We start from the raw sequence: 24,227 nt of genomic DNA, 5'->3' as shown, positions 1-24,227 counted from the left end.
CTTCAGGCCTGTTCAGGCGGGGCGCACCCCCAGGTTCTCAACGCGCTCGGCTCCCGGCAGCGCCATCAGCAGTTCCCCGGGAACCAGAAGCTTGGAGTGGCGCACGCCCGAGCCGATGAGCACCGTGTCCCGGTCCGCTACGGCCCCGTCGATGAAGAGCCTCCAGTCCTCGGGCAGGCCGACCGGCGTGATCCCTCCGTACTCCATGCCGCTCATCTCCACGGCCCGCTCCACCGGCAGGAACGAGGCCTTGCGCACGTCGATGCGCTTCTTGACGACGTGGTTGACGTCGGCGAAGTCGGTGGCGCGCACGACGCAGGCGGCGATGCGCTCCTGGCCGGTGCGCTTGCCGGCTACGAGCACGCAGTTCCCGGTCGCCTCGGGGTCTAGGGAGTAGTGCGCGTTGAGGGCGTCGGTGTCGGAGTGGCTCGGGTCGATGGGGACCACCTGCGCCTGGCGGGCCAGATCCGCACCCTCGGGGGAGGAAGCCTCCAGCGCTTGCAGCACGGCGGCCACGGGCTCGGCGAGCAGGTCGGTGCGCTCCAGTGCCGGCTGCCAGCCGATCTCCGCGGCGAAGACCTCAGCCGGATCATGCAGCTCAGTCATTCCTCTCATCCTTTCGACGACGTGGAGCGCCTCTCGATGCGCTCCACCAGACGGGCTCTGACTCCAGGCCACTGCGTCGGGGTAATGGCGAACATGGCCGTGTCGCGTGGGCGTCCCTCCTCCCCGGGTGCCAGCGAGGGCTGCCAGGCGCGCAGGACTCCTTCGAAGGTCGCGCCCAGCGCCGCGATCGCGCCGCGAGCCACCTCGTTGCGCGCGTCGGTCTTGATGTCCACGCGGTCCACATTCCACTTCTCAAGGGCCTGCGTGAGTAGCAGGAGTTTGGCGGCCGGGTTGACGGCGGTACCGCGAACAGCGGGGGAGAGCCACGAGGAACCGATTTCGACGGCGAAGAGTCGCCCGTCCGGCATCCACCGCGGCGTCAGGTAAGCGGTGTGCCCGACGATGCGGCCGGTGGCGACCTCCACCTGCGCAAAAGGCGCGTAGGTGCCCGTGTCCCGGCGGGCCAGGCTGCGGGCCACATAGTCCTCGACCTCCTCGGGCGTCGGCACCGTGGCGAATGGGCTGGTCGCGGCGGCCTCGGCGGCCTGCTGCAGTCCCGGAACGTGCTCGGGCATCAGCGGCTCCAGGCGCACGATGCTGCCAGCCAGTACGTCACAGGTCAGGACGGGGGAGGGAACATGCGACACGATGGTGTTCACGATCAATGATTATCGCACTATGTCAAGTACCCACTAGTGGGAGTAAGTAACCCACAATGAGATATATGTGATATGTCAATTACTCACGCTGCCTGTGTCGATCCTACAACGGAGAATCCTAGTTCTGTTGGGTTCGTCGTTATTCTCGCGGAGAGTAGATATTAGGAGGGTGAGTCGTCTAAACTGCCCTATGTTGACATATTCGTCTACCACTCACCAAAGGTGGTTACGGGGATGCGAAAGTTTGATTGGAACTTAGATCGTGCGCCTTCTATAGTTGTAGCGGCGGCGGTTTTCTTCGCTGGCTTCTTTGTGATGTTAATTCAGTGGTCAATGAGCAACTATATCGGCAATCGAGGGTTCTTCTATTACCTGTCCGCCACCTGGGGTGACGCGTTATGTTTGCCAACGATTTCTTACGTGATTTCTCGGAGACTTAAGCGAATCAAGTGTAACAAAGTTCTTTCGGGGATTTCAATAGTTTCATGTCTGTTAGGAACATTCGCGGGGGCGATAATTCAGAATTCCTGACTGGCGCCATCGTCAACTGGACCTTTGTCGAGGTAGGTAAGTTTAATTCAGCTGGATGGTATCATGCAGTTTTCTTTATTGCAGTATGCGCATGGTTCTCTTTTGGGGCAATTTTTGTCTTCTACGATCTTGTCACGCGAAGTGAATGGACTAAAACCGACGTGCTGGAATACATGTCGTTAGGCTATTCTGCAGTAATGTTCGTGGTTCTTCAATCGACGGACAATGTCGATAGCATCCCAGCATCGCCTCTTAGGCTAAATTCTGCACCTCTTATGTTCGCTGTGGTTGTGACAGGGATTTCGATGCTGCCTGTGTTGATTGGAAGAGTTTCATGGAAACAGTGTCGTCTCGCATTACTGGCTTTTGCCTTAATGCTAGTCTCCACTGCTGCGTTTGCTCCGATTATGCTTGTGAGTCGTCCTTACGGAACCGTAATAGAAATACTTTTAGGTGTTAGTGCGTTTGTGTTTACTTTAAGTTTGACATATGTTCCAGCTAATGCTGGGGTAGCTGAGAGGTTGGTTAGAGCTGCACCTCCTGCAATATTGGTTCTTTTGTTTACATCGAAAGCGCAAGGGTCGTTCCGTGTAGCCGCCTCAGTTCTTTTGGTTCTGTTACTTATTGTTGGCGTTTACGCATACATAAATAACGAGATTGATGCAAAGGAAGAAAGGATAAGGGGGCTTCATGCTGTGGTTTTGCTGGTCCTTCTGGTATGGTGTGCTTGGGCAAATATTAAAGGATGAACTATTCGTTCTTCACTTTCGACAGACTTGACTATCTTGTTTCCTATACCGACATTGATTTTCGGCAAGTTTTGGGTCGAAGGTCATGTTGATAAAAATATCATAGCTTTCGAGGGGCTTTATGGAAGTAAGCAAGGACTAGTCGGTCGTGAGAAGAAATATAGATTTCCAACTCTCATTGCCTACATTCTACTGTGTGCGATGGTGCTGCTCGCGGTGTTAGCTAAGCATCTTGGTCAGGCTGGTGAGCAGAGTTCGTCTCATGGATGGGAAGTGCTGAGGAACGTTTACATTGTTTGTGGAGTTTCTATTGTTTGTGGAGTTGGTGGGGCGAAGATATTTGCAAAGCGCTGGTTTAGTGTTGTGTTAAACGGTGCGCTCTTTGCGTCGATAGGATTGTTTTCGCTACTCTGTGTAATTCGAGAACTCACTGGAAACTCTATTGATCACATCGTCTATTCTGTGGTTTTGTTGTTTATGGGATTTGTAGGATTTTCTCTAACATTTATTTCGTGGAGAGGTAATGTATATGAGTTGTTTGCCCATTATTTTGGGCGTCGTGAACGCTTTGTTTCCTTTTGTGTTGCGTCTTATTGCGGCACTATATCTGCTGCCTATGGAGTAATATTGCTGATTACACCTTCGATGACGGGGACAGTGCTGTTGTGGGTAATGGCAACTGTGTGGTATGTGGCGTCGTCTTTGGTGGGGTGTTATCTGGTTGTGCGTTTGGAGTTACCTGTCCTGAAGAAAGAGCGAAAGGTTAAAGGAGTATCTGTGGGAAATATTTCGTCGGAAGGGGCTATTTTTCAAGATCAGATGAGTGTAATTCTCATCAATGTTCTTTTCTGGGGGTTGTGTGCATGGTCTTATGGGGCTGTAGCATCTGTACTGGAATGGCTTGGGTTGATCGCATTAATAAGTATTCCGCTTTCTTCTGTTTATGTTTATTTTCTCAAAAATAATCGTAAGCATGTCGAGCGTCAAATTGAGGAATTGTCGACAACCTCGGGTGAATTGGAGTGGTACGCTGAAGCTCTGAGCCGGCATTGTTTGGCGCAGAATAGAATGTCATTTTTTGGTTTATTTCCGATTTCTTTCGTGAGATTATTTATCCCCGGATTGTGTCAGATTGGAGATGGAGAAATGTCGAAGTATTTTCGAAACTTCTACCTATTAAAATAGGGGTCGAATTCTCGAAAGGTCTATGTGCTCAAATTGTTTTGATGGCAGGATGTCCCCGTGCTGCACGTCATCTTCTTCTCTCCGCGCATCCCGGGCAACACCGGGGCCGCGATCCGTCTGAGCGCCAATACCGGCTCCATGCTCCATCTCGTGGACCCCCTGTTCGACATGGACGACGCCAAGCTGCGCCGCGCCGGCCTGGACTACCACGACCTGGCCAACACGCGCGTCCACGCCACCTGGCAGGAGTGCCTGGAACAGGTCCCCGGGCGCATCTTCGCCTTCACCTCCCGTACCGAGCGCCTCTACACCCAGGTCGACTGGCGTGACGACGACGCCCTCCTGTTCGGCCCCGAGCCCACCGGCCTGCCCCAGGAGATCCTCGATCACCCACGGGTGGACGCCCACCTGCGCATCCCCATGGTGGAGGGCAACCGCTCCCTCAACCTCGCCAACTCCGCCGCCATCGGCCTGTACGAGGCCTGGCGATCCCTGGATTTCGCCGGCGGAGCCTGAGCTCTGGTCTGAGTCCCGGTCCCGGACTCCGCTGTTGACCCCGGCGCTTTGTCAGAGCATGCCGGCGGGGCGGATCGCCAGGTCCTCCACGACCGCGTCCAGCGGGGTGTCCACGGCCAGGCGCACCGCTGCGGCCACCGACTGCGGCGCCATATGGTCCGCCGCCCGGTAGGCGGGGGTGGCCATGATCCCCTCGGTGCGCATGCGCGCCGCATTGAAGGCGTGCATCCGTTCCTGCATGGGGGTGTCCACCCGGCCGGGGTAGATCGAGGTCACCCGCACCTTGCCCGCCTCCTCCTGGCGCAGCGTGTCGGCCAAGGACTTCAGCCCCGCCTTGGAGGCGGAGTAGAGGGCGTTGCCCGAGCGTGGGTTCACTCCGGCGCCGGAGTTGATGAACACCGTCAGCCCGCGGGCCTCCCGCAGCGCCGGCAGTAGCAGGTTCGTCAGATAGGCGGCCGCCACCAAATTGAGATTCAGCACTGCCCGCCAGCGCGCGGGCGTGATCTTATCGATCGCACCGGGGGCCTCCATACCGGCGCTGTGCACCAGCACGTCGAGGCTCTCGATGTCGATCCGGCTGATCAGCCGGGCCAGAGCCGTGTCATCGGTCAGGTCGATCGGGCAGATGAGAACCGCGGTCTGAGACTCCTCCTCCAGGGCGAGCGCCAGCTCCTCAAGGTCGTTGGTGGAGCGGGCCAGCAGAATGAGGTTGTGGTCCCGCGCCAGGTCCCTGGCCACGGCCAGGCCGATCCCGGAGGTCGCCCCGGTGATCAGGGCGATGGGGCGGCGCTGGTGGCGGCCGGATCCCGGGCGAGTGAAACCGTGGGCCGGGGTGAAGGGGACGGACTCCCCCTGTCGACGACGTCGGCCCGACTTGGAGGCCGCGGCGTCGACCTGGGCGATCTGCGGGCTCACTTGCCGTCCCTGAGGAAGACGGCGGCCCCGGGTTCTCCGGGCACGGAGTAGGTGGCGGTGAGCGTGGCTCGGGCGATGCAGTGCGGGGCCAGGGTGAAGGCAGCCATGGCGGGGCTGGCCCCGTCATCCAGGCCCAGGGTGTCCACGTCCAGGGCGGAGACGGTGAAGATGTAACGGTGGTCGCCGTCACCCGCCGGTGGGTAGGGGCCGAACCAGGCGTGGTTGCCCGAGTCCCCGGCCAAGTGGAAGGCTGCGCCGTCGAGCTGAAGATCGCTGGCCCCCGCGCCCCGCTCCAGCGAAGTGACCGAGGCGTCCAGGTCCACGATGGTCCAGTGCCACCAGCCCGACATGGTTGGAGCGTCCGGGTCGAAGCAGGACACGACGAAGGACTGCGTCTGCTCGGGGAAGCCCGACCAGCTCAGGGCCGGGGAGACGTTGTCATGGACGGCGGTGAAGACATCCGGGATCCGTCCCTGCTCGGTCAGGTCCGCAGAGGTCAGAGTGAAAGAGGGGGCCGTGGGCAGGAAGCCGGTAGGGGCCTGCGGGCGGGGGCGAGTGAGGTCGACTGTCATAGGTGTACCTCCAGGCAGGTTGTGGACGGGACGGTGACCTTCCGTTAGGGCACGGCCACCACTGTAGACGCCACTCATCAAGCCCGTCCCTGTGTATCTCCTGAGGAGAGGCTCGGAGAAGTTTGTCACTGCCTCGAGGCCCCTTTGTTACTGGCGGTCCTGATTGATGTCACACCGGAGCGCTATCCTGGACCTCGCCCATCGAACGCATGTTCGATGAAAGGGAGGGGGTGTCATGGGAGCCGTGACCGCGTGCGCGCCATCAGGCGCCCAGGACCGTCTCGCCCGGGCCCGTCTCGCCCTGAAGGCGGCCGAGGAACGCACCGGGCTGCGGGAGACGGCGGCCCTGGAGGTGCAGCGCGCCATGTCCTGCACACCCTCCGCGCCGAACGATGCCCCCGCCAGATCGCCGGGGGCAGTCGCATCGGTCGCGTCCCTCATAGCACTCGCGGACTTGCAGGACTCGGGCGTACTCAGCCTGCGAGGATCCACCGCCCTCCTCCTGGCCGCCCTCGCCCTACGCCAGGGCAGCGCCGGCTGGTGCGCCGTCATCGGGGGAGAGGACCTGGGCTGGTGCGCAGCCACCGAGGTCGGACTTGACCTCAACCGGGTCCTGACCGTTCCGGCATCAGTCCTCGACGACTCCTCCGCCCCAACCATCGCCTCCACCCTGCTCGACGGCGTCGACTCCCTCCTCATCGGCGCCTCCACCGTCGCACGCCTGAGACCCCGGCACCGCAGGCGCCTGCTGGCCCGGGCGCACGAACGCGGCCGCCTCATCCTGACCCCCGCCCCCTGGGAGGGCGCCCGCACCCTCCAAGCCGAACCCCTGCCCCCAGACACCGGAACCGAAGACGCATCCCCCGCGCAAGCCACGGCGAGGCCCTCGACTGGATCCTCGGCCGACGGCGTCGTCGTCCCCATCGGGCGAAAGGACTCGCCCGCCGTTGCACAGGGCACTGCACAAGCCGTGGAGATGCCGGCCGGATACCTGCGCCGACTGACCTGGACACTGACCGACCCCCGCCGCCCGCAGCTCGCCACCCCCGGCGCCCTGACGCTCTCCCTGTCCGCCGAGGGCCTGAGGATCTGCTCTCACGACGTCGTCGAGGCGGCCGCCGGTCTCCGGGAGGCAGCCGGATGAGGCGGCTCCAGCAGAACCAGTGCCCCGGCCCGCCCGCCTCCCGGCTCGTGGCCATCTGGGTCCCCGACTGGCCCGTTGTCGCCCTCACCCTGGAGGCCCGCCGGCAGCGCCGCCACCCCCGCACACGCAACGCAGACCCCCACCTGACGGACCCAGCCACCGAACCCGTCGCCGTCGTCGGCGCTCGCGGAGTCCTCGCCGCCTCCGCCCCCGCCCGCAGCGCCGGTATCACCACCGGTATGCGACTGCGCACCGCCCGGTCCATCTGCCCCGGGCTCACCGTCCTACCTCCCCAGGAGGAACGCGAGGCCCGAGCCTTCGAAACCGTCATGGAGGCCATGACCTCCCTCCTGGCGGACCCCGTCGTGGTCCGCCCCGGACTGGCCCTGTCCGCAGCCGGGGGACCCACCAGGTGGGCCGGTGGAGAAGAACCCCTCGCCGCAGCTCTCGTCGAGGCCATCGCCCAGGAGGCCGACGTCGAGTGCCAGGTCGGCATCGCCGACTCCCTGTCCGGAGCCGTTCTGGCCGCCCGCCAGGGCATCATCGTCGAACCAGGACAGAGTCCGGACTTCCTCGCCCCCTGGCCCCTGGACGCTCTCCTGGCCTGCCTGCCCCTCAGACGCCTCAGACGCGACGCCCGTCCCCTGTTGGAGACCTTCACCCGACTCGGCCTGCGCACCCTGGAAGATCTGGCATCGCTGCCCCGAAAAGACATCGCAGCCCGCTTCGGCCCCCTGGGAGACAGACTCCACCACCTGGCCGCCGGCACCTGCCACGAGGCCCCCACCATGACCCGCCCGATCCAGGACATCGCCGTCACCTCCGCCCTGGACCCGCCCGTGGAACGCGCGGATACCGCGGCCTTCGCCGCCCGCCACCTCGCCGAGACCCTGGCGGCTCGGCTCCTGTCCGAAGGGCTCGCCGTCGGACGCCTCTCCGTCGAGGCAGGCTGCGAGGACGGTGCTGAGCTGGCCCGCACCTGGATGCTGGAGACCACGCCCACCACCACAGAGCTCACCGACCGTGTGCGCTGGCAACTCGAAGGCTGGCTCTCCGGGCGCTCCGGGCGCCCGCCCTCCTCCGGGCTGACCCACTTGAGCCTGACGGCCCTCGAACTGAGCCCCGCCACGGCCGCCCAGGCGGGACTATGGCAGGCACCCGGCCAGCAGGCCGACGCCCGCGCCCGCCGCGCCGCCGAGCGCGTGGAGTCCCTCATCGGGGCCGGCGGCATCCAGGTCCCCAGGATCGTTCCCGGACGGGACCCGCGCTCGCGGGTTCGACTGGTCCCCTGGGGAGAGGAGCGCGTGGACGAGCCCACTGGTAACGGCTCGGCTCCCTGGAGCGGAGCCCTGCCCGAGCTCTCTCCCTCCATCGTTCTGACCCGGCCGGTTCCCGTACATCTCACCGATGCCCGGGGGCGCGAGCTCGGCGTCGACATCCACGGCCAACTCGACGGCGTCCCCGGATTCCTGGCCATCGGCGACGGCGTGCACGACGCAGATGGTGTTGTTGACGGTGGTGCAGTCCGAGGGGAGTCCGTGCTCCTGTGGGCCGGCCCCTGGCCGGTCGACGAGGGCTGGTGGGCCCCGCAGGGGCCCTCGCGCCGCGCCTACCTCCAGGTGGTCACCGACATCGGACCGCCCCGTCTGCTGGTGCGCTCAGGCCGGTGGTGGCTCGATGCCGTGTACTCCTGATAGCGCGCCCGCAGGGACCTGGGCCGGGCGCCGTCGTCCCTGCAGCCACAGAAGCGCCAGCGTCACCAGGCACAGCCAGGCCAGACCTAGGGACCAGCCGGCCAAGACGTCGGTCATCCAGTGGTAGCCCAGGTAGACGCGGGAGGCGCCCACCATGAGGGTCGCCCCCACCGCCGCCATGATCGCCAGTAACCGGTACAGGATTGACGCAGTGGACATCAGGACCATCCCTGCCAGCAGGCCCGCGAAAACGGCCGTGTTGAAGGAGTGCCCCGAGGGGAAGGAAGCGGTCGATGCGGATGGGCCCAGAAGGGTGTCGGTGGAGGGGCGCGAACGCCCGAAGAGCTCTTTGAGCACCACCGTCAGCAGACTGGAGCCGACCATCGTCGCAGTCAGTACCAGAGCGCGCACGCGGCACTCCCGCATGAAGAGGAGGACAGCGCAGATCGCAGTCAGGATCGTCAGCCCCGCGGTGGAGCCCAGGGCAGTGAACACCTGCATGATGGCGGTCAGAGCCGGATGGCGCCCGTCTGCGGCCCAGGTGGTGACACTCTGGTCGTGAGGCGCCAGCCCCGTTCCGTTGCTCGTGGTCAGGGCCAGCCAGGAGAAGACCGACAGCGTGATGACGGCGGTCATGGCCAGCGCGCCGGCACGCCTGGTGCGCCAAGTGCCTGGCAGGTGATCGAGTGAGAGCATGAGCGCGAGGCTAGCGGCGACGGCCAGGGCGAGGCTATGCGTAGACCATGGGGAGGCTGAGTGGTGTTGCCCGCGCTCAGGCAGTTTGGCGGGTAGCATCCGGCGCGAGTGTCCGCACCCAGGCCAGGAGGACCCGCGTGGCCAAGCTCTACTTCCGCTACGGCGCCATGAACTCAGGTAAGTCCACCGGGTTGCTTCAGACCGCCCACAACTACGAGGAGCGCGGGCAACGCGTCCTGCTCATCAAGGCAGTGGTCGACACCAAGGGGGAGGACCGCGTGGTCTCCCGGCTCGGTGTGTCACGTCGCGTCGACCTCCTTATCGACGCCGATGACGACCTGCGCGCTCTGGTGCGCGAGCGGGCCCTGGCTGGTGCGCAAGCCGTCTCGGAGGGGGATGGCGGTCGGCAGGAGGAGACGGTGTCTCTGCGCGAGGTCCTCGACTGCGTGCTCATCGACGAGGCTCAGTTCCTCTCGCCCCTTCAGGTGGACCAGCTTATGGAGATCGCGCTGGTCGACGATGTCCCCGTCCTGGCCTACGGGATCCGCACCGACTTCCGCGCTCTCAGCTTCCCCGGGTCACGGAGACTGCTGGAGATCGCCCACTCCCTGGAGGAGCTGAAGACCATCTGCCGCTGCGGGCGCAAGGCCATCTTCAACGCCCGCAAGGTGGGGGAGTCCTTCGTCTTCGACGGCGACCAGGTGGCCATCGACTCCGGGGATATCACCTACGAGTCGCTGTGCGGCAAGTGCTACCTGGCCGCTGGCGGGAGGCTGCTCGGTCAGTGAGCCGAGGCTGCGGGACTGCGCTTGTATCGGCAGGAGTACAAGGCGGACCGAGGTGGGGTGCGCGAGGTGGGATGCCGCCAGCTCCGAGGTTTTCCTTGTATTTAGGGTATTACAAGCATTATCGTGAGACTGTGAACGTCTCCTACGCGCTCATCGCAGACATCATCCGCTCGCGTGAGCTGCCCGATCGCAGGCGGGCTCAACAGGTCATTTATGAGGCCCTGGGGCGCGCCGCCGAAGGTCTGGCGCTGACGCAGTCCCCGTACGCGACGGTCGGCGATGAGCTGCAGGCGGTCTCGGAGACTCTTGTTGAGGCGCTTGCTCTCACGCTGCGCATGCATCTGCTCCTGCCTGAAGGGCTCGGCCTGCGCTTCGGCATCGGCGCTGGAACGATCTCCGAGGTGGACGGCGTGGCGGGAGACGGTTCTGGCGGCGCGGCAGTGCGTCCTATCCAGGACGGTTCGGCGTGGTGGGCCGCGCGTGAGGCGATCGAGAGGGCCCACGCCCTCCAGGATGAGGGCAGATCCTTCGTTCGCACCTGGCTGCGCATCCACCCGGACGCGGTGAACGGATCAGGAGGGAAGCGGAGCGAGCGCGAGGGACTCGTCAATTCCGTGCTGATCCTGCGCGACCAGACAGTATTCCGTTTTCAGCCGCGTCAGCGCCGCATGATGGCCGGGCTCCTCATGGGGAAGACCCAGGTCGAGGTCGCCCGTCATGAGAAGGTGAGCCAGCAGGCCGTGTCTGAATTCGCTCGCGGTGTCGGTTCCTCTTTGCTGGAGGTCCAAAAGATCCTCGACCAGATGATCGGGGGAGACAAAGAAGGCATGCCCTCGTGACAGCGCTTCTTGTTCTTCTGCTCGCTGTCGCCTCCGTAGTCGACGGCTCCGCCTGGGTGAGAGGGAGGACGTCCCGGTCGCCCGCGAAGGCGAAACTGCTGGCAGGCGTGCCGGCTGTTGCCGCTCTTGGTGTCCTGATCGGGTGGCCGATCCTTCATCTTCATGGCAGCGGTATCATCCTCGGCATTCTGGTAGCAGTGGCGTGGTTGAGCAGCGCCCTTGTTCCTCGGCGCTGGTGGGGGAGGCTGAGGAGGTTCTGCCGGACGGAGCGGGCCGGCGCTGAGGACGACGTAGATCGGGTGGTGCGGCTGGCGCGCCTCGTCCGTGCGGGTGTCCTCATTCTTGCGGTGGCAATCTGTGCCGTTGCCTCTCAGTCGCTCGGCTCCGAGGTCGCCAAGGTGATTGCCGCCGCCGGGGCCGTCATTTTGCTGACTGTTCCCGCCAATCGAGTCGTCTCCGACATTCTTGCTATCGCTCGTCAGTCCCCGCAGAAGAATGAACAACAGGGCAACCTGGGTGCGTCAATGCGCGGCGGTCGCTGGATCGGCCCGCTTGAGCGCATTCTCATTGTTCTACTCGCCTCGGTCGAGGCATCAGCCGCGGTTGCCGCGATCGTAGCCGCCAAAGGCATCATCCGATTCCCTGAGATCAGTCTGGATGTCAAAGAGGCCGACGGAGGGCAGAAGGCCGAGGAGTTCCTCATCGGCTCCTTCGCCTCCTGGATCCTGGCCGCTCTCGGTGCTGTTGTTGTTCACGTTTCCTGAGTCGAAGGGAGATGGACTGTCTGTGCACTCTGTATCGGCACCTGAGAGAAGTCGGACCTAGACAGTACCCATATAGTGCACTATGATGCACTATATGGATGTGAGTGCAGAGTCGTTGGCACATGTGATCGGTTCGCGGATCAAGCAGGAGCGCAGCAATCGACGTTGGACGCTTGATCAGCTCGCCGAGGTTGCCGCGGTGAGCCGGCGAATGCTCGTGAAGGTCGAGCAGGGCGCAGTCAATCCGAGCGTCGGCACGCTGCTGCGTCTCTCGGATGCGCTCGGTATCGGGCTCCCGGCGCTCGTGGAGCCTCCGACGCCACGTACGGTCAAGCTCGTGCGCAGTGGCGAAGGGGCTCGGCTGTGGAGCGGCGACCATGGAGGAGCCGGTGTCCTCGTTGCGGGGACGCAGCCGCCGGATGTCGTCGAGTTGTGGGACTGGACCCTCAATCCAGGAGACCACCATGCCAGCGAAGCCCACACCTCCGGTACCCGCGAGCTGCTGCACGTCCAGACCGGATCGATCCTCGTCACGGTTGGTGACGATGCCTACGAGCTGCGCACCGGAGACGCACTGACGTTCTACGGAGACGTCGCCCACTCCTATGACAATCCCGGCCAGGAGCCAGTACGGTTCTCACTCACGGTCTTCGAGCCGGGGGTCGGAGCCGTACGCGGAACGGAGCCCTCGAATGACTAACTCCATGAGCCCGAACGACTTCCTTGACGTCTGCACCATCGAACCGGCCGTGTTCGAGCTGCGTCCCGACTACCGCGCGCAGCTACTCGTCGTCGACGGCATCTCGGCAAGCCTGGGTGCGCGCGAAGGTGACGATGTCGCAGACGGCCTTATCCAGGCGGCGGAGGACCATGCCCGAACCCTGCTCGCCGAGTCCACGGTCGACAAGCTGCCGCATATCGCAGCCTGGCGTGAGGTCTACCGGGCGTTTGGAGCCAAGCCGCAGCGCACCCGCAACAGCCTCGAGGCCTTGACCCGTCGTGCGCAGAAGGGTCTGCCCCGGGTGAATGTACTCACCGACATCTACAACGCGATCTCGGTGCTGCATCAGATCCCGCTCGGTGGTGAGGACTTCGCCCTGTACGCGGGGCCAGCGCGCCTGATCCGCGCCACCGGCCAGGAGTGCTTCGACACCACTGCTGACGGCAAGGTCGTCGTCGAGCATCCCGATCCCGGGGAGGTCGTCTGGTGCGACGACGCTGGAGTGACATGTCGGCGCTGGAACTGGCGCCAGACCCGTCGCACCGGCCTGAGCGAGGCCACCCGGACGGCCTTCTTCATTCTCGACGCTCTCGCCCCGGTCTCCGATACCGAGCTGAGTACTGCCACCGACGCCCTCATCCAGGCACTCGGTGTTCTTAGCGCCGGCGCGAGCATCTACCGACGAGTGATTGGTGCGCCGTGAAGCAGCCGCGCCAGCAGAACGACTCCGCCGCGATTAGCTTTACCGGACTCAGTGCCTTCCCCCTCACGCCGCTTCGCGACGACGCCGTCGATGAGCGAGCCTTCGCCGGCCTCGTCGAACGGCTCACTGCAGCCGGGGTGGATTCCATCACCGCCTTGGGCTCGACCGGTTCCTATGCGTACCTCACGCCGGCCGAACGTGCTCGGGTAGCCCGCATCGCCGTCGAGCACGCCGGAGCGACTCCGGTATTCGTCGGAGTCGGCGACCTGCGCACGTCGCGCGTCCTCGCCCATGTGGACAGCGCGCAGGAGGCCGGTGCGGCCGGTGTCCTGCTGGCCCCGATGACCTACCAGCCTCTTACCGACGATGACGTGTACGAGCTGTTCCGCATCGTCACCGAGCACACAGGCCTCCCGGTCATCGTCTACGACAACCCCGACACCACACACTTCACGTTCACCCTGGAGTTTTACGCCCGTATCGCCGAGCTACCTGGCGTCGTATCGATCAAAATCCCCGGTGTCCCCGCCGCCCCGGATGCAGCACGCGAGCACGTCACGGCGATTCGGGGCGCAATTCCCGAGCACGTCACCATCGGCGTGTCCGGCGATGCGCTGGCGGCCACCGGTCTGAATGCTGGCTGCGACGCCTGGTACTCGGTGATCGGAGGCACCCTCCCCGCGCCTGCGCTCTCGATTACCCGGGCCGCCCAGGCGGGCTGGGCCCAGGAGGCTGTCGCGGAGTCGCGGCGGCTTGCGCCATTGTGGGACCTGTTCGCCGAGCTCGGTGGGAGCCTGCGCGTGATTGCGGCGATCGCCGAGTACCTCGGCCTTGTTCCGCCGTCCTGCCTGCCGCTGCCGATCCGGGGCCTGAACAGCTCCCAGCGCGTTCGTGTTTCCGACGTAGTTGTCGAACTCGGTCTTGCTTGAGCACCGTAGGGCGCTCGGTGCACCGGACCGAGCGGCTTGGGCGCTGGCGCGGTACGTATTCGCCGCTACGCTCGTGCGCTCAGCTGATGGTGGTGCGGTGGTCGCCGTCGTGCTGCTTGCTCAAGTTTCCGGAAAGCCCGGATGGGTGTCCGGCATGCTGGGCGCATCGATAACCGCTCCACATCTGCTCGGCCCGCTCGTCGCCCGCCGCCTTGACGCCGCTGATGATGGCAGAAGAGTTATCGCCGTTTCGGCGGTTGTGCACGGTTTGCTGCTCGGGACGGCTGGGTGGCTGCTGCCGGTAGCTCGGGTCATCGTCCCGACGGTCCTGCTGGTCGTCGCAGGCATGTTCGGTCCCATGCTCACCGGTGGAGTGAGCAGTCGGCTGCCGTCGATCGCGGGGCCGACGCAGAAGAGTCAGCGACGCGCACAAAGCTGGGATGTCGCCAGCTATGGCGTCAGCGGCACACTCGGGCCGGCTGTCACCGCATGGATATCGGCTGCCGCCGGTCCGATGGGAGCGGTTCTTGTCCTCGCGGCGTCGGCGATCATCGGAGCTGGAGCCGTTCTTGTGCTCCCGAGACAGACGCCAGCAGCTGTTTCGAGGGAAGTATCCTCGCCGGTACGTGTCTTGGTGATGATCTGGCGATCTGGTCCGCTGCGCCGCGCCCTGGGGCTGACGATCGTGGTTGCGTTCTCAGTTGCTGCACTGCCGATCTATGCTGTCGCCGTTGCTCCGAGCCTCGGCGGAGCTGCTCTGGCGGGGGTCCTGGTCGCCGGCTACGGGGTCGGAGGTCTCGCCGGATCAGTTCTGCTCATGGTACGGCCGTTTAAAGGAGATGCCGACAGACTCACGTCGGTCCTATCCGGAGGAGTCGCTGCCGCGCTGGTCGTCGTGGTGCCGGCGTCGAACCTTATCCTGGCACTGGCGGCGTTCACCGTCGTCGGCGTTGCGAATTCCCTGTTCTTCGCCGCGACATTGGCTGCTCGTAGCGAATACTCGCCCTCCGAGTCGCGAGGGCAGGTGTTCATCTGGGTGGGAGCGCTGAAGATTGCGGCAGGAGCAGTTGGTACAGCAGTCGCTGGAGTGCTCGACGGCGGCGCAACCTGGCTTCCGGTCGCTGCTGCTGCGGTTCTGTCGGCCACGAGTTCACTGTGGTGCATCGCAGAGAGGCGTCGGGTCGGGCATCAGTCTTGATGACCCGTTGGAGTGCCTTCGGCGGTTCCGTTGAGCTTCGGTTATTCGTTGCTGATGAGCCAGTTCCGGGGGCGGCTCGTCGTGTGGGGAGCGGGGCCCGCTGCTATGCTGTACGTATGTTCGAAAGCTGTGTGCTTGCCCGCGATCCGGTCGGTGATGGGCTATGAGGAGAGGCGGTTCAAGACCTCTTGCCCGCTGTCGGCCCGCCTGGGGGTCTTGCGCACTCGGGTTGGGCAGATCGCCTACCAGTCGCCCGCCCAGGACGCTTCCAGTGATCGAGCCGAGGGGCAGCCCGAGGGCCGTGACTCGGATAAATCGGGATCGTTCCCTGCGATATCAACAAATTTTCGCGTTTCTCAAGATGACTCGGATATCGACGTCGCCGGGAGCCCCCGCCAGTGCTACGTCCCCGGCGGCCCGGTGCTGGCCAGTCCGAGTAGGCGGATCGGCCCGGACATCCTCAACCGCCGCAACCCGGCTCTCAACAACCAGCCCTCACCCTTCTAAACCTCCAGGTGCCACTGACAGCATGACCAGCCGACACCGCTACGCCGAGCTGCACGCCCACTCCGCCTACTCCTTCCTGGACGGAGCCAACGAGCCCGATGACCTGGCCTCAGCCGCCGTCGAGCTCGGGCTGGAAGCCCTCGCTCTCACCGATCACGACGGTGTTCCCGGCATCGTCAAGCACGCCCAGGCGGGTCGTGCTCACGGCCTGCCCACCATTCACGGCACCGAGCTCACCCTCGCCGACGGCTCCCACCTACCTGTCCTGGCTCGCAATCCTGTCGGCTACCACCGCCTGGTCTCGGCCATCTCCCAGCACAACCTGGATGCCGGAGAACGCCGAGATCCAGCCCATGATCTGCCCGCTCTCGCCTCGGCCCTCCGCGCCGCCCCCACCGGCCAGACCGGGGGAGCAGCCGGAACCTGCCTCGTCCTCACCGGCACCGCCAACGGCCCCCTGCGCCGTGCCCTGGGCGACCCCCTCCGGCCAGGCACCTGGGACCTGGCTGCGGCAGGCGACTGCCTGGGTCGACTCACCGACCTTTTCGCCGCTCCTGACCGGGGTCGCCCATCCGGTACCAGCACCATGGCCGGCGGCGCACAGGTTGAGGGAGATGCCGTCGTCGGCCTGGCCGTCGAGCTCACCCTGGACGGTGGCCCCACCGATGCCGCGCTCACCGAAGTCCTGACCCGGCTGGCCCACGACCACCGACTGCCCCTCGTGGCCACCGGCGCAGTGCGCTGCGCCCGACCCGCCGACGCCCGCCTCGCCGATGTCCTCACCGCAACCCGCTTGGTCACCGACCTGGAAGGAGCACGCGGGCACCTGCCCGCCATCGGCCGCTGGCTGCGGGGAGCCCAGGACATGGCCAGACTCCACCGCCGCAGCCCCGACGCCATCGACCTGGCCGCAGACTTGGCCGCGGACCTCGCCTTCGATCTGTCCCTCATCGCCCCCGACCTGCCCGAGGCCGACGTCCCTGCCGGACACACGCCCGCCAGCTGGCTGCGCGAGCTCACCCGCCAAGGCGCCGTCCGCCGCTACGGCGCCCCGCAGGAGCACCCCCGTGTCTGGGAGGTGCTCAACCACGAGCTCGACGTCATCGAGTCCCTGGGGTTTCCCGGATACTTCCTCATCGTGCACTCCATCGTCGAGTTCTGCAGACAGTCGGGAATCCTGTGCCAGGGGAGAGGATCCGCCGCCAACTCCGCAGTCTGCTACGCCCTGGGGATCACCGCCGTCGATGCCGTCCGGCACCAGATGCTCTTCGAACGGTTCCTGTCCCCGGGGCGAGCCGGCTACCCGGACATCGACCTCGACATCGAGGCCTGCCGCCGAGAAGAGGTCATCCAGCACGTCTACTCCCGTTACGGGCGAGACCGCGCCGCCCAGGTCGCCAACGTCATCTCCTATCGCCCCCGATCCGCCGTCCGCGATGCTGCCCGGGCCCTCGGCTACTCCGCCGGCGTACAGGACAGCTGGGCCAGGCAGATGGACCGGTGGACCACGGTGCGCCCCGGAGGACTGACAGGACAGGGCGACGAGGTCCCCGAGCCGGTCCTCGAAATCGCCGAGAAGCTGCTGCGTCTGCCCCGCCACCTGGGAATCCACTCCGGAGGCATGGTCCTATGCGGCCGCCCCGTCACCGAAGTCTGCCCGGTGCGCTGGGCCGCCATGGACAACCGCTCGGTCCTCCAATGGGACAAGGACGACTGCGCCGAAGCCGGCCTGGTCAAGTTCGATCTCCTCGGATTGGGCGAGCTCACCGCCCTGCGTCTGGCCTTCACCACCCTGGGCGAGCGCGGTCAGACCGTTCCCGACGTCGTCGAGGAAGGTGAGCTGCGCACCTCCCAGACCGGCCGCCCCTGGGGACTTCACACCCTTCCCGAGGAGGATCCGGCCGTCTACCGCCTGCTCACGGCCGCCGACACGGTCGGGGTCTTCCAGGTTGAATCACGCGCCCAGATGGCCACCCTGCCCCGCCTGCGGCCCAAAGAGTTCTACGACATCGTCGTTGAGGTCGCCCTCATCCGCCCCGGCCCCATCCAGGGCGACGCCGTCAACCCCTACATCCGCCGCAGGCTGAAGCGCGAGGAAGTCACCTACCTGCACGACTCCCTCAAACCCGCCCTGGCCAAGACCCTGGGCGTACCGCTCTTCCAGGAGCAGCTCATGCAGATCGCCGTCGACTCCGCGGGGTTCAGCCCAGCCGAGGCGGACACCCTGCGTCAGGCCATGGGGGCCAAGCGATCCATCGAACGCATGGAGGCCCTCCATGACCGGCTCATAGCCGGTATGAGGGGACGAGGAATCGATGAGACCACCGCTGAGAAGATCTACAGCAAGCTGAGGTCCTTCGCCGAGTTCGGCTTCCCCGAGTCCCATGCCTTCTCCTTCGCCTACCTGGTCTACGCCTCGGCTTGGCTCAAGGTGCGCAAGCCCGAGGACTTCTACGCCGGAGTCCTCGCCGCCCAGCCCATGGGCTTCTGGTCTCCGCAGTCCCTCGTGGCCGACGCCCGCCGCCACGGTGTGCGCGTCCTTCCTGCAGACATCAATCGCTCGCTGTCCCAGGCAACCGTCGAGCAGAAGGGCAAGCACCAGGTCGCCGAGCCGCCCGAGCAGTGGAGGACGCTCACTCCCCATCCTGCCGCTCCGACTCCGCTTGACGTCCATGAGGACCTGGCGGTGCGCCTGGGACTGGCCCCGATCAAGGGACTGGGGGAGCGGGCTGCGCAGGCCATCGTCGCCGAGCGCCGTGCCCATGGCCCTTACCGGGACCTGGCAGACCTTGCTCGACGCGTGAGCCTGAGCCGTCCCAATCTTGAGACGCTGGCCGCCTCGGGAGCCCTGGACAGTCTGGGGGTGGAGCGCCGTCGGGCGCTGTGGGCAGCCGCGGTCCTATCTGATGAGCACGGCCGACGCCGTGGAGCCTCCCACCAGGATCCAGGTGCATGGTTCCAGCCCACGCTTCCGGGCACCGTCGCAGGCGCCGTCGCCCCGGCCCTGCCGGCCATGACCAGTCGCGAGCAACAGGTGGCAGACCTGAGCCTGACCGGAGTGTCTACGCACGGCTCGCCTCTGACGCTGCTGCGCCCAGGGCTGAGCGCCGAGGGCGTGCTGACCACCGCCGACCTCTCCGATCAGGAGCACGGGCGCCGGGTCCGGGTCGCGGGCGTCATCACCCACCGGCAGCGGCCCCACACGGCCTCTGGCATGATCTTTCTCAACCTGGAGGACGAGACCGGTCTGCTCAACGTCGTTTGCCGAGCCGGCATGTGGCGCCGCTACCGCAGTATCGGCAGGCGCGCCGGTGCTCTCATCGTGCGTGGCACGGTGGAGAGGGGAGACGGAGTCATCGCCCTCATGGCCGAGCACCTCCAGGCCCTCCCCGGCGTTCCCGTCACCGGCAGCCGGGACTGGTGCTGACCGCCGAGGCTCTCATTCTTTGCGGGAGGAGTACGCGGGCAGCTCACCGGTGACCGGGGCGTCCTTGATGTGCAGTTCGGAATAGACGGACCAGACGACGCCGATCAGCGGGACCGCGACGATCGCCCCGAGCAGGCCGGAGGCGTAGGTTCCCAGGGCGACGCCGATAATCACCACCACCGGATGCAGAGAGACCTGACGGCCCATGATGAGGGGCTGGAGAATGTGCCCCTCGATCTGGCCGATGCCCGCCACCCCCACGCCGACGACGATCATGGTGACGGGGCCTCCGGACGCCAGAGCCACCACCATAGCGACGAGCATTGCCAGAGGAGCGCCGATGATCGGGATGAAGGCGCCGATGAACACGAGCACCGCCAGGGGTGCCGCCAACGGAATTCCCACCAACTGCAGGAAGATCCCGGCCATGATGGCGTCGGACAGCGCCACCAGCACGGTGCCGCGTGCGTACCCGGCGAAGGTGTACCAGCCGGCGCCCGCAGCCCGGTGGGTCGACTCGCGCATCGTGGCGGGCAGCTCGTTGAGGAACCAGCGCCACATCTTCCCGCCGGAGGCGAGGAAGAAGATCGTCACGAACAGCGCCAGGGCCAGGACCGTGAGCACATCGACGACGGCACTCGCGTTGGAGAGCACCTCCGAGGCAAGGGAGGGGGCATTGGACTGCAGATAGTGCTGCCCCTGGCGCAACCAGACCTGGAGCTGGTGATAGACCTGCTGCTGCGTCAGGTGCAGCGGTCCGTGCTCCAGGAAGTCCATGATCGTGTCGAGGCCGTCACTGAACTGGGAGGCCAGCGAGTTCCACTGACTGGTGACCGACGTAACCACGTAGGTGACCAGTCCGGCGATCGCGCCGATGGTGGTCAGCAGGGCCAGGAAGGTCGCCGGGTAACGGGGCATGATCCTGGCGAAGAGGTTGACCATCGGTTGGAGGATCGAGGTGAACACCAGCGCCATGAACAGGCCTATGAACACTGGGATTACCTGCGAGGTGGCGTAGAAGACGAGGCCGATCACGATAATGATGCCGAGCCCCAGCCATGCCCCCATGCCGCCCCGCACCAGCCATGCGGGAAGGGAATCCATGACCGAGGAGCGGGTCGTCACCGTCTCGGGGAAGGAGACTGACGGCGCCACTCGGACATGGGTGGTGGACACCGGGGGAGTGGTCGGGCTCGTGGTCGTCTCCCCACCCGAGTCGGACTCCCAGTGCAGCTGGTAGTCGCGGCCCGCCTGCCTGCGCTTCTCCGCCCAGTCGATCCCCCGATCCAGTGCCGTGCGGGCATTTCTGAGCCGCCCGAGAAGGCCGCTGCTGCTCAGAAGCTCTCGAGACGATTTCTTTTCGGAACCGGATGCTTGAGACGCCTGAACAGAGTCGACGTTCTCAGAGGACGGGGAAGCCTGAACAGGTGCGTCTTCTGACGGGGTCTCTGACGGAGAGCTGGTTGTTGCCATGGGATGAACGTTCAGTCCTTCGCTGGTCATCGGGCTGACGAAACACGCACAGCCTACTAGCGTGGCCCCATGACCGCCCCGAATATCAGCAATCCGACTTACTTCGCCGCCGCGAGCCCGGTGCGCCTACCACGCGCCGCCGCGCTCGGGCCGGGGCTGGGAGGCCAACCGCGCCTGCTCGTCGATGCCCCTGCCGGGGCAGCGGAGATATATCTTCACGGGGCCACCGTGACCTCCTGGACGCCGCGCGGCGGCTCGGAGGTCATCTTCACCTCACGGCAGGCGGTCTTCAACGGCTCCACCGCGATTCGCGGGGGAATCCCCCTGTGCCTGCCGGAGTTCGGCGTCGGCATCAACGGCGACGCCGTACCGAAGCACGGCTGGGCCCGCATCGCCCCCTGGCAGCTGCGGACGGTTACCGGTACCGACGACGGCGGGGTCCGCGCTCTTCTGAGCGTCAGCCGCGACCACTTGACGGCGCTTTACGAGGTCGAGGTCGGCCAGACCCTGCGCCTAGGGCTAAGCCTGCGCAACGATGGGGCCGAGCCTCGCACGGTGGAGGCCGCTGCCCACACCTATCTATCGGTTCACGATGTCACCGCCAGCATCATCAGCGGGCTTGCCGGCTCCTCCTACAATGACAATCTGGCTCGCAGCCCGCAGGAGGCTCGTCGGATCCAGGAAGGCGACGTGAAAATCTCCGGACCCGTGGATCGCATCTACGACTCCTCCGAACCAGTGGCGGTGACCGACCCCGGGCATCGGCGCACGATCCGCATCGACAAGCGCAACGCCCCTTCCACGATCGTGTGGAACCCATGGTCCACCTACAGCGCTCCGCTGCCGGATATGGCCGACGACGAGTTCCCGACCATGGTCTGCGTCGAGAGCGGAGCGGTGCGTGAGAACGCGCCCACCATCGATCCCGGGACGAGCTGGGCCATGCAGGTGACCCTCAGCGTCGAGAACCACCGGATGTGATGGGAAGCACTTGGAAGTGGTTTGGTGGCCCGGGCGGCCGTCATGCTAAGTTTCTCTGCGTCGCCGGGGCGGGTCTCCGGTGGTGCCGCTGAGAGGCGGAGGAGACAACACAAGTCCGAGTGGCGGAATAGGTAGACGCGCTAGCTTGAGGTGCTAGTGCCTTATTAAACGGGCGTGGGGGTTCAAGTCCCCCCTCGGACACCACCAGCACATGATCCCCGGAACCTTGAGGTTCCGGGGATCACGTCGTTTCGCTTTCGCGAGGAGGTCGGGTCAGCTCCACTCGGGACGGTAGAGGTCGGGGCGGGACTCCATGCAGAAGAAGACCAGGAGCACGATCGAGCCACCGGGGATGAAGGAGATGAAGAGCCAGAGCCCGGACTTGCCGTTGTCGTGCAGGCGACGTACTGCCAGGGCGAGAGTCGGGATGATGATCGCCAGCCCGTAGAGCCCGAGCAGAGCGCTCACGAGCATGGCGAAAACGCCTGTGGACTCTCCGGAGGAGTCGGAGGACAGTGTGAGGGCTCCACCGAGCAGCATCACCATGTAGAGACCGAAGGTGACGAGGGTGTTGAAGAGGTAGACGTACCAGAACTCGGAGCGTGAGGCGTAGCCGCGGAACTGGGCGTAGCGCTGGAAGAAGCGCTTGACGGCGTCTCCGAAGCCCGCGCCGGGCAGGGGGGCGATGTCAGGTGTCAGGGCCGGCGCGCCGAACTGTCCGAACTGGTTGGGGGCGCCGTAGGGGGCGGGACCGCCGCCGTAGGGAGCCTGACCGCCGTAAGGTGGCTGATCGCCGTAGGGGGCGGGGCCGCTTCCGTAGGACATGAATCCTCCAAATGAGACGGGTTAGGGAGTCGTGGGTGCCCACGTAACTGAGTGCACCCGAGCAGATGCGCTTTCTGATCTCAGATTGGCATACGCCCCATAGCCTAGGGGCAACAAGGGTACGTCGTCATCTTGGCTTCTGCCACAGTGGGTTCTAATGGTGGATGCACCACTCGTGGGAGGGGTGTTTTGTGTCTGGGACTCGGTTTGGACAGGGTATTCGTTGGGACGCGATGGCGCGTGTAGTAGCTGGTGAGTCGGCTTCGGCGGTGGTTGGGGAGCTGAGTTGCTGGCGCGGCAGGGTGAGTCAGTGGTGCCGGGATGCAGGGGTGGTCCTGGCCAGGGGGCGTCTGGGCGGGTCGTTCGAGGCCGACCAGGCCAGACACGGCCAGGTGTCAAGCCCTGGGTTTTGTGGAGACTGGTTTGTCTGGTGCCGGTGGTGGCTGGTTGTGGTTGTTCCTGGCGGTGGTGGGTGTCGGGTGCCCGGGCGGTTTCGTGCTCGGCGGGGGTTCGCATGTCGATGGCGGAGTGTGGCCGGATGGTGCCCGCCTAGCCTCGATCTTTCATTGGTTGGTTGAGTGGGGTTTGGTGGCGTCGTTGCCGGTGTCGTGGCTGGGATTATGCCGGTTGGGTGTGACGGCTTGCCGCGTGTCGTCTCGCGGTGGTCGGGCCTTTCCGGGGGCCAGAGGGTTCTTCCTTCAGGGGCGTGGTGGACAGGAAGCAGGAGCCGTGTGTCTACGGAGCCGGTAGGGCCTGGAGGTGCCCGAGGCCGTCAAGCAGAAGGCTGGTCCAGGGGTGGTCGGCCTTGTAGCGCAGGACGGTGCGGCGGGCGTGGTGGGCGATGACAGCGGGGATGCTCATCAGCCGCAGGCGGATCGTCCGGGGCTCCCAGGCGCGGGCGGGGGTAGAGGCCAGGGCGAGCAGCTGGGAGAAGGCCAGCAGGCCTGCGGGCCAGAGCCACGATCAGGCACCAGACCCGGTTGGCCGCAAACCCCTGCAAGGGAAAGCGGTCAAGCCCGGTGTCCTTGGCACAGCGGATACGGTCCCCTGGCAGCGGGCCCGCAGCCGGTGGCGCACCTCGAGATCGGCGAGCTGACCCACCCTCGTGCTGGTGGCGAAGGCGGTGGGCCGGTAGCTGTACTTCCTTGGGAGGTTGTGAACAGGGGTGAGGTTGTGTGAAGGCCTCCGGCAGGATGTGGGTTGACACACTCGCATCACTGACCGGAGGCCCTCATGACCCACGCTAACGCACCGCTGACCCCTGAGGGGCGCCGTCGTCTTGCTCATCTGGTGGTGGAAGAAGGCTGGCCCATGCGCCGGGCGGCCGAACGCTTCCAGGTCTCGCCGGCCACCGCCAGCCGGTGGGTGGGCCGCTATCGGGCCGGCCAGCCCATGGAGGACCGCTCCTGCCGTCCCCACCACAGCCCAGGGCGGCTGGCAAGGCGCACTGAGCGGCGCATCATCGCCTTGAGGCTCAACCGCCGGTGGGGACCCCACCGCATCGCCTACCACCTGGGCCTGGCACGCTCCACTGTGGGGCGCATCCTGGCCCGGTACAACATGCCCCGCCTGACCGAGGTGGATCAGGCCACCGGGCTGGCGGTGCGCCGCCCGCCGCCGGTGCGCTATGAGAAGACCAGTCCCGGGGAGCTGGTCCATCTCGACATCAACAAGCTCGGCCGCATCCCCGACGGCGGGGGCTGGCGCGCTCACGGACGGGGCTCAGCTCCCGCCCTGGCCGCGGACCGCGCCAAGACCCGCACCCGCCGTCGGGGGCAGCCCGGTCGGAGGCTATCGGTACATCC

The 24,227-nt window shown here is 65.3% G+C and carries 24 protein-coding genes and 1 tRNA gene; 17 read left to right on the top strand and 8 right to left on the bottom strand.

Annotation, left to right across the window (positions count from 1 at the left end; genetic code table 11):
• Window positions 1–12 precede the first annotated feature (12 nt).
• Both HMPREF0975_RS08990 and HMPREF0975_RS08985 read right to left on the bottom strand, forming a co-directional pair.
• Complete coding sequence (locus tag HMPREF0975_RS08990; RefSeq protein WP_009233836.1) at window positions 13–606, bottom strand: YbaK/EbsC family protein; 594 nt, start codon at window positions 604–606, stop codon at window positions 13–15.
• Window positions 607–611: 5 nt separating this feature from the next.
• Entirely contained in the window at window positions 612–1,265 is a 654-nt protein-coding gene (locus tag HMPREF0975_RS08985) for a GNAT family N-acetyltransferase (RefSeq protein WP_009233835.1), read from the bottom strand.
• A 485-nt stretch (window positions 1,266–1,750) separates the two neighbouring features.
• Here HMPREF0975_RS08985 and HMPREF0975_RS15605 point away from each other — a divergent pair, with 485 nt between their 5' ends.
• The 3 genes from HMPREF0975_RS15605 to HMPREF0975_RS08980 are packed head-to-tail and all read left to right on the top strand — an operon-like array spanning window position 1,751 to window position 4,246.
• Window positions 1,751–2,545: a hypothetical protein gene (locus HMPREF0975_RS15605; RefSeq protein WP_009233833.1), complete on the top strand. Its 795-nt coding sequence runs from the start codon at window positions 1,751–1,753 to the stop codon at window positions 2,543–2,545.
• A 54-nt stretch (window positions 2,546–2,599) separates the two neighbouring features.
• Window positions 2,600–3,730 (top strand): hypothetical protein, encoded by a 1,131-nt coding sequence (locus HMPREF0975_RS15600; RefSeq protein ID WP_156808235.1) that lies wholly within the window; start codon window positions 2,600–2,602, stop codon window positions 3,728–3,730.
• 57 nt (window positions 3,731–3,787) lie between these two features.
• Window positions 3,788–4,246 (top strand): tRNA (cytidine(34)-2'-O)-methyltransferase, encoded by a 459-nt coding sequence (locus HMPREF0975_RS08980; RefSeq protein ID WP_009233831.1) that lies wholly within the window; start codon window positions 3,788–3,790, stop codon window positions 4,244–4,246.
• A 51-nt stretch (window positions 4,247–4,297) separates the two neighbouring features.
• Here HMPREF0975_RS08980 and HMPREF0975_RS08975 read toward each other — a convergent pair whose 3' ends face one another.
• Both HMPREF0975_RS08975 and HMPREF0975_RS08970 read right to left on the bottom strand, forming a co-directional pair.
• Window positions 4,298–5,161: an SDR family oxidoreductase gene (locus HMPREF0975_RS08975; RefSeq protein ID WP_009233830.1), complete on the bottom strand. Its 864-nt coding sequence runs from the start codon at window positions 5,159–5,161 to the stop codon at window positions 4,298–4,300.
• A complete protein-coding gene (locus HMPREF0975_RS08970) occupies window positions 5,158–5,733 on the bottom strand; it encodes a YbhB/YbcL family Raf kinase inhibitor-like protein (RefSeq protein WP_009233829.1) in 576 nt (191 codons plus the stop codon). The genes HMPREF0975_RS08975 and HMPREF0975_RS08970 overlap by 4 nt, the downstream gene beginning before the upstream one ends.
• Before the next feature lie 235 nt (window positions 5,734–5,968).
• Here HMPREF0975_RS08970 and HMPREF0975_RS08965 point away from each other — a divergent pair, with 235 nt between their 5' ends.
• A complete protein-coding gene (locus tag HMPREF0975_RS08965) occupies window positions 5,969–6,877 on the top strand; it encodes a hypothetical protein (protein ID WP_009233828.1) in 909 nt (302 codons plus the stop codon).
• Window positions 6,874–8,571: a DNA polymerase Y family protein gene (locus HMPREF0975_RS08960; protein WP_009233827.1), complete on the top strand. Its 1,698-nt coding sequence runs from the start codon at window positions 6,874–6,876 to the stop codon at window positions 8,569–8,571. The genes HMPREF0975_RS08965 and HMPREF0975_RS08960 overlap by 4 nt, the downstream gene beginning before the upstream one ends.
• Here the strand turns inward: HMPREF0975_RS08960 and HMPREF0975_RS08955 are convergent.
• Window positions 8,536–9,267 carry a phosphatase PAP2 family protein gene (locus tag HMPREF0975_RS08955; RefSeq protein ID WP_009233826.1) on the bottom strand — a complete coding sequence of 244 codons (732 nt, stop codon included), beginning with the start codon at window positions 9,265–9,267 and terminating at the stop codon, window positions 8,536–8,538. The two genes, HMPREF0975_RS08960 and HMPREF0975_RS08955, sit on opposite strands and share 36 nt — an antisense overlap.
• 137 nt (window positions 9,268–9,404) lie before the next feature.
• Here HMPREF0975_RS08955 and HMPREF0975_RS08950 point away from each other — a divergent pair, with 137 nt between their 5' ends.
• The 9 genes from HMPREF0975_RS08950 to HMPREF0975_RS08910 all read left to right on the top strand — a co-directional run bounded on the left by HMPREF0975_RS08950 (window position 9,405) and on the right by HMPREF0975_RS08910 (window position 19,143).
• Complete coding sequence (locus tag HMPREF0975_RS08950) at window positions 9,405–10,055, top strand: thymidine kinase (protein WP_009233825.1); 651 nt, start codon at window positions 9,405–9,407, stop codon at window positions 10,053–10,055.
• A gap of 131 nt (window positions 10,056–10,186) precedes the next feature.
• Complete coding sequence (locus HMPREF0975_RS08945) at window positions 10,187–10,894, top strand: SatD family protein (RefSeq protein ID WP_049939682.1); 708 nt, start codon at window positions 10,187–10,189, stop codon at window positions 10,892–10,894.
• Entirely contained in the window at window positions 10,891–11,658 is a 768-nt protein-coding gene (locus HMPREF0975_RS08940) for a hypothetical protein (RefSeq protein ID WP_009233823.1), read from the top strand. The genes HMPREF0975_RS08945 and HMPREF0975_RS08940 overlap by 4 nt, the downstream gene beginning before the upstream one ends.
• Window positions 11,659–11,752: 94 nt before the next feature.
• Window positions 11,753–12,358, top strand: coding sequence for a helix-turn-helix domain-containing protein (locus HMPREF0975_RS08935; RefSeq protein ID WP_049939680.1), 606 nt, complete (start codon window positions 11,753–11,755; stop codon window positions 12,356–12,358).
• A 4-nt stretch (window positions 12,359–12,362) separates the two neighbouring features.
• Window positions 12,363–13,082: a B3/B4 domain-containing protein gene (locus tag HMPREF0975_RS08930; protein ID WP_049939679.1), complete on the top strand. Its 720-nt coding sequence runs from the start codon at window positions 12,363–12,365 to the stop codon at window positions 13,080–13,082.
• Window positions 13,079–14,011: a dihydrodipicolinate synthase family protein gene (locus tag HMPREF0975_RS08925; RefSeq protein ID WP_009233820.1), complete on the top strand. Its 933-nt coding sequence runs from the start codon at window positions 13,079–13,081 to the stop codon at window positions 14,009–14,011. Before HMPREF0975_RS08930 ends, HMPREF0975_RS08925 begins: the two co-directional genes overlap by 4 nt.
• A gap of 97 nt (window positions 14,012–14,108) precedes the next feature.
• Window positions 14,109–15,209: a hypothetical protein gene (locus HMPREF0975_RS08920; protein WP_049939678.1), complete on the top strand. Its 1,101-nt coding sequence runs from the start codon at window positions 14,109–14,111 to the stop codon at window positions 15,207–15,209.
• Window positions 15,210–15,344: 135 nt separating this feature from the next.
• The gene (locus HMPREF0975_RS08915; protein ID WP_156341011.1) at window positions 15,345–15,716 is read left to right on the top strand and encodes a hypothetical protein; all 372 of its coding nucleotides are present in this window, start codon (window positions 15,345–15,347) and stop codon (window positions 15,714–15,716) included.
• 22 nt (window positions 15,717–15,738) lie between these two features.
• Window positions 15,739–19,143, top strand: a complete 3,405-nt coding sequence (locus HMPREF0975_RS08910; protein ID WP_009233816.1) for an error-prone DNA polymerase — start codon at window positions 15,739–15,741, stop codon at window positions 19,141–19,143.
• Window positions 19,144–19,155: 12 nt separating this feature from the next.
• On the opposite strand, the gene HMPREF0975_RS08905 is transcribed toward HMPREF0975_RS08910, so the two are convergent.
• On the bottom strand, window positions 19,156–20,616 hold the full coding sequence (locus tag HMPREF0975_RS08905; protein WP_009233815.1) for an AI-2E family transporter: 1,461 nt from the start codon (window positions 20,614–20,616) through the stop codon (window positions 19,156–19,158).
• Between the two features lie 69 nt (window positions 20,617–20,685).
• Here HMPREF0975_RS08905 and HMPREF0975_RS08900 point away from each other — a divergent pair, with 69 nt between their 5' ends.
• Both HMPREF0975_RS08900 and HMPREF0975_RS08895 read left to right on the top strand, forming a co-directional pair.
• Window positions 20,686–21,597: a D-hexose-6-phosphate mutarotase gene (locus HMPREF0975_RS08900; RefSeq protein ID WP_009233814.1), complete on the top strand. Its 912-nt coding sequence runs from the start codon at window positions 20,686–20,688 to the stop codon at window positions 21,595–21,597.
• A 113-nt stretch (window positions 21,598–21,710) separates the two neighbouring features.
• A tRNA-Leu gene (locus HMPREF0975_RS08895) sits at window positions 21,711–21,801 on the top strand.
• A gap of 69 nt (window positions 21,802–21,870) precedes the next feature.
• Here the strand turns inward: HMPREF0975_RS08895 and HMPREF0975_RS08890 are convergent.
• Both HMPREF0975_RS08890 and HMPREF0975_RS14875 read right to left on the bottom strand, forming a co-directional pair.
• A complete protein-coding gene (locus HMPREF0975_RS08890; RefSeq protein WP_009233813.1) occupies window positions 21,871–22,422 on the bottom strand; it encodes a DUF805 domain-containing protein in 552 nt (183 codons plus the stop codon).
• A gap of 735 nt (window positions 22,423–23,157) precedes the next feature.
• On the bottom strand, window positions 23,158–23,361 hold the full coding sequence (locus HMPREF0975_RS14875) for a transposase (RefSeq protein ID WP_083840767.1): 204 nt from the start codon (window positions 23,359–23,361) through the stop codon (window positions 23,158–23,160).
• 294 nt (window positions 23,362–23,655) lie between these two features.
• On the opposite strand from HMPREF0975_RS14875, the gene HMPREF0975_RS08885 reads away from it, so the two are divergent.
• The coding region (locus tag HMPREF0975_RS08885) for a helix-turn-helix domain-containing protein (protein ID WP_009233811.1) at window positions 23,656–24,227 on the top strand (572 nt) is incomplete at its 3' end.

The sequence above is a fragment of the Actinomyces sp. oral taxon 849 str. F0330 genome, assembly GCF_000239715.1.
GTDB classification, from domain to species: Bacteria; Actinomycetota; Actinomycetes; order Actinomycetales; family Actinomycetaceae; genus Actinomyces; species Actinomyces johnsonii.
Note: the sequence above shows the minus strand (reverse complement) of the source record. Positions and strands in the feature narration are given on the sequence as shown.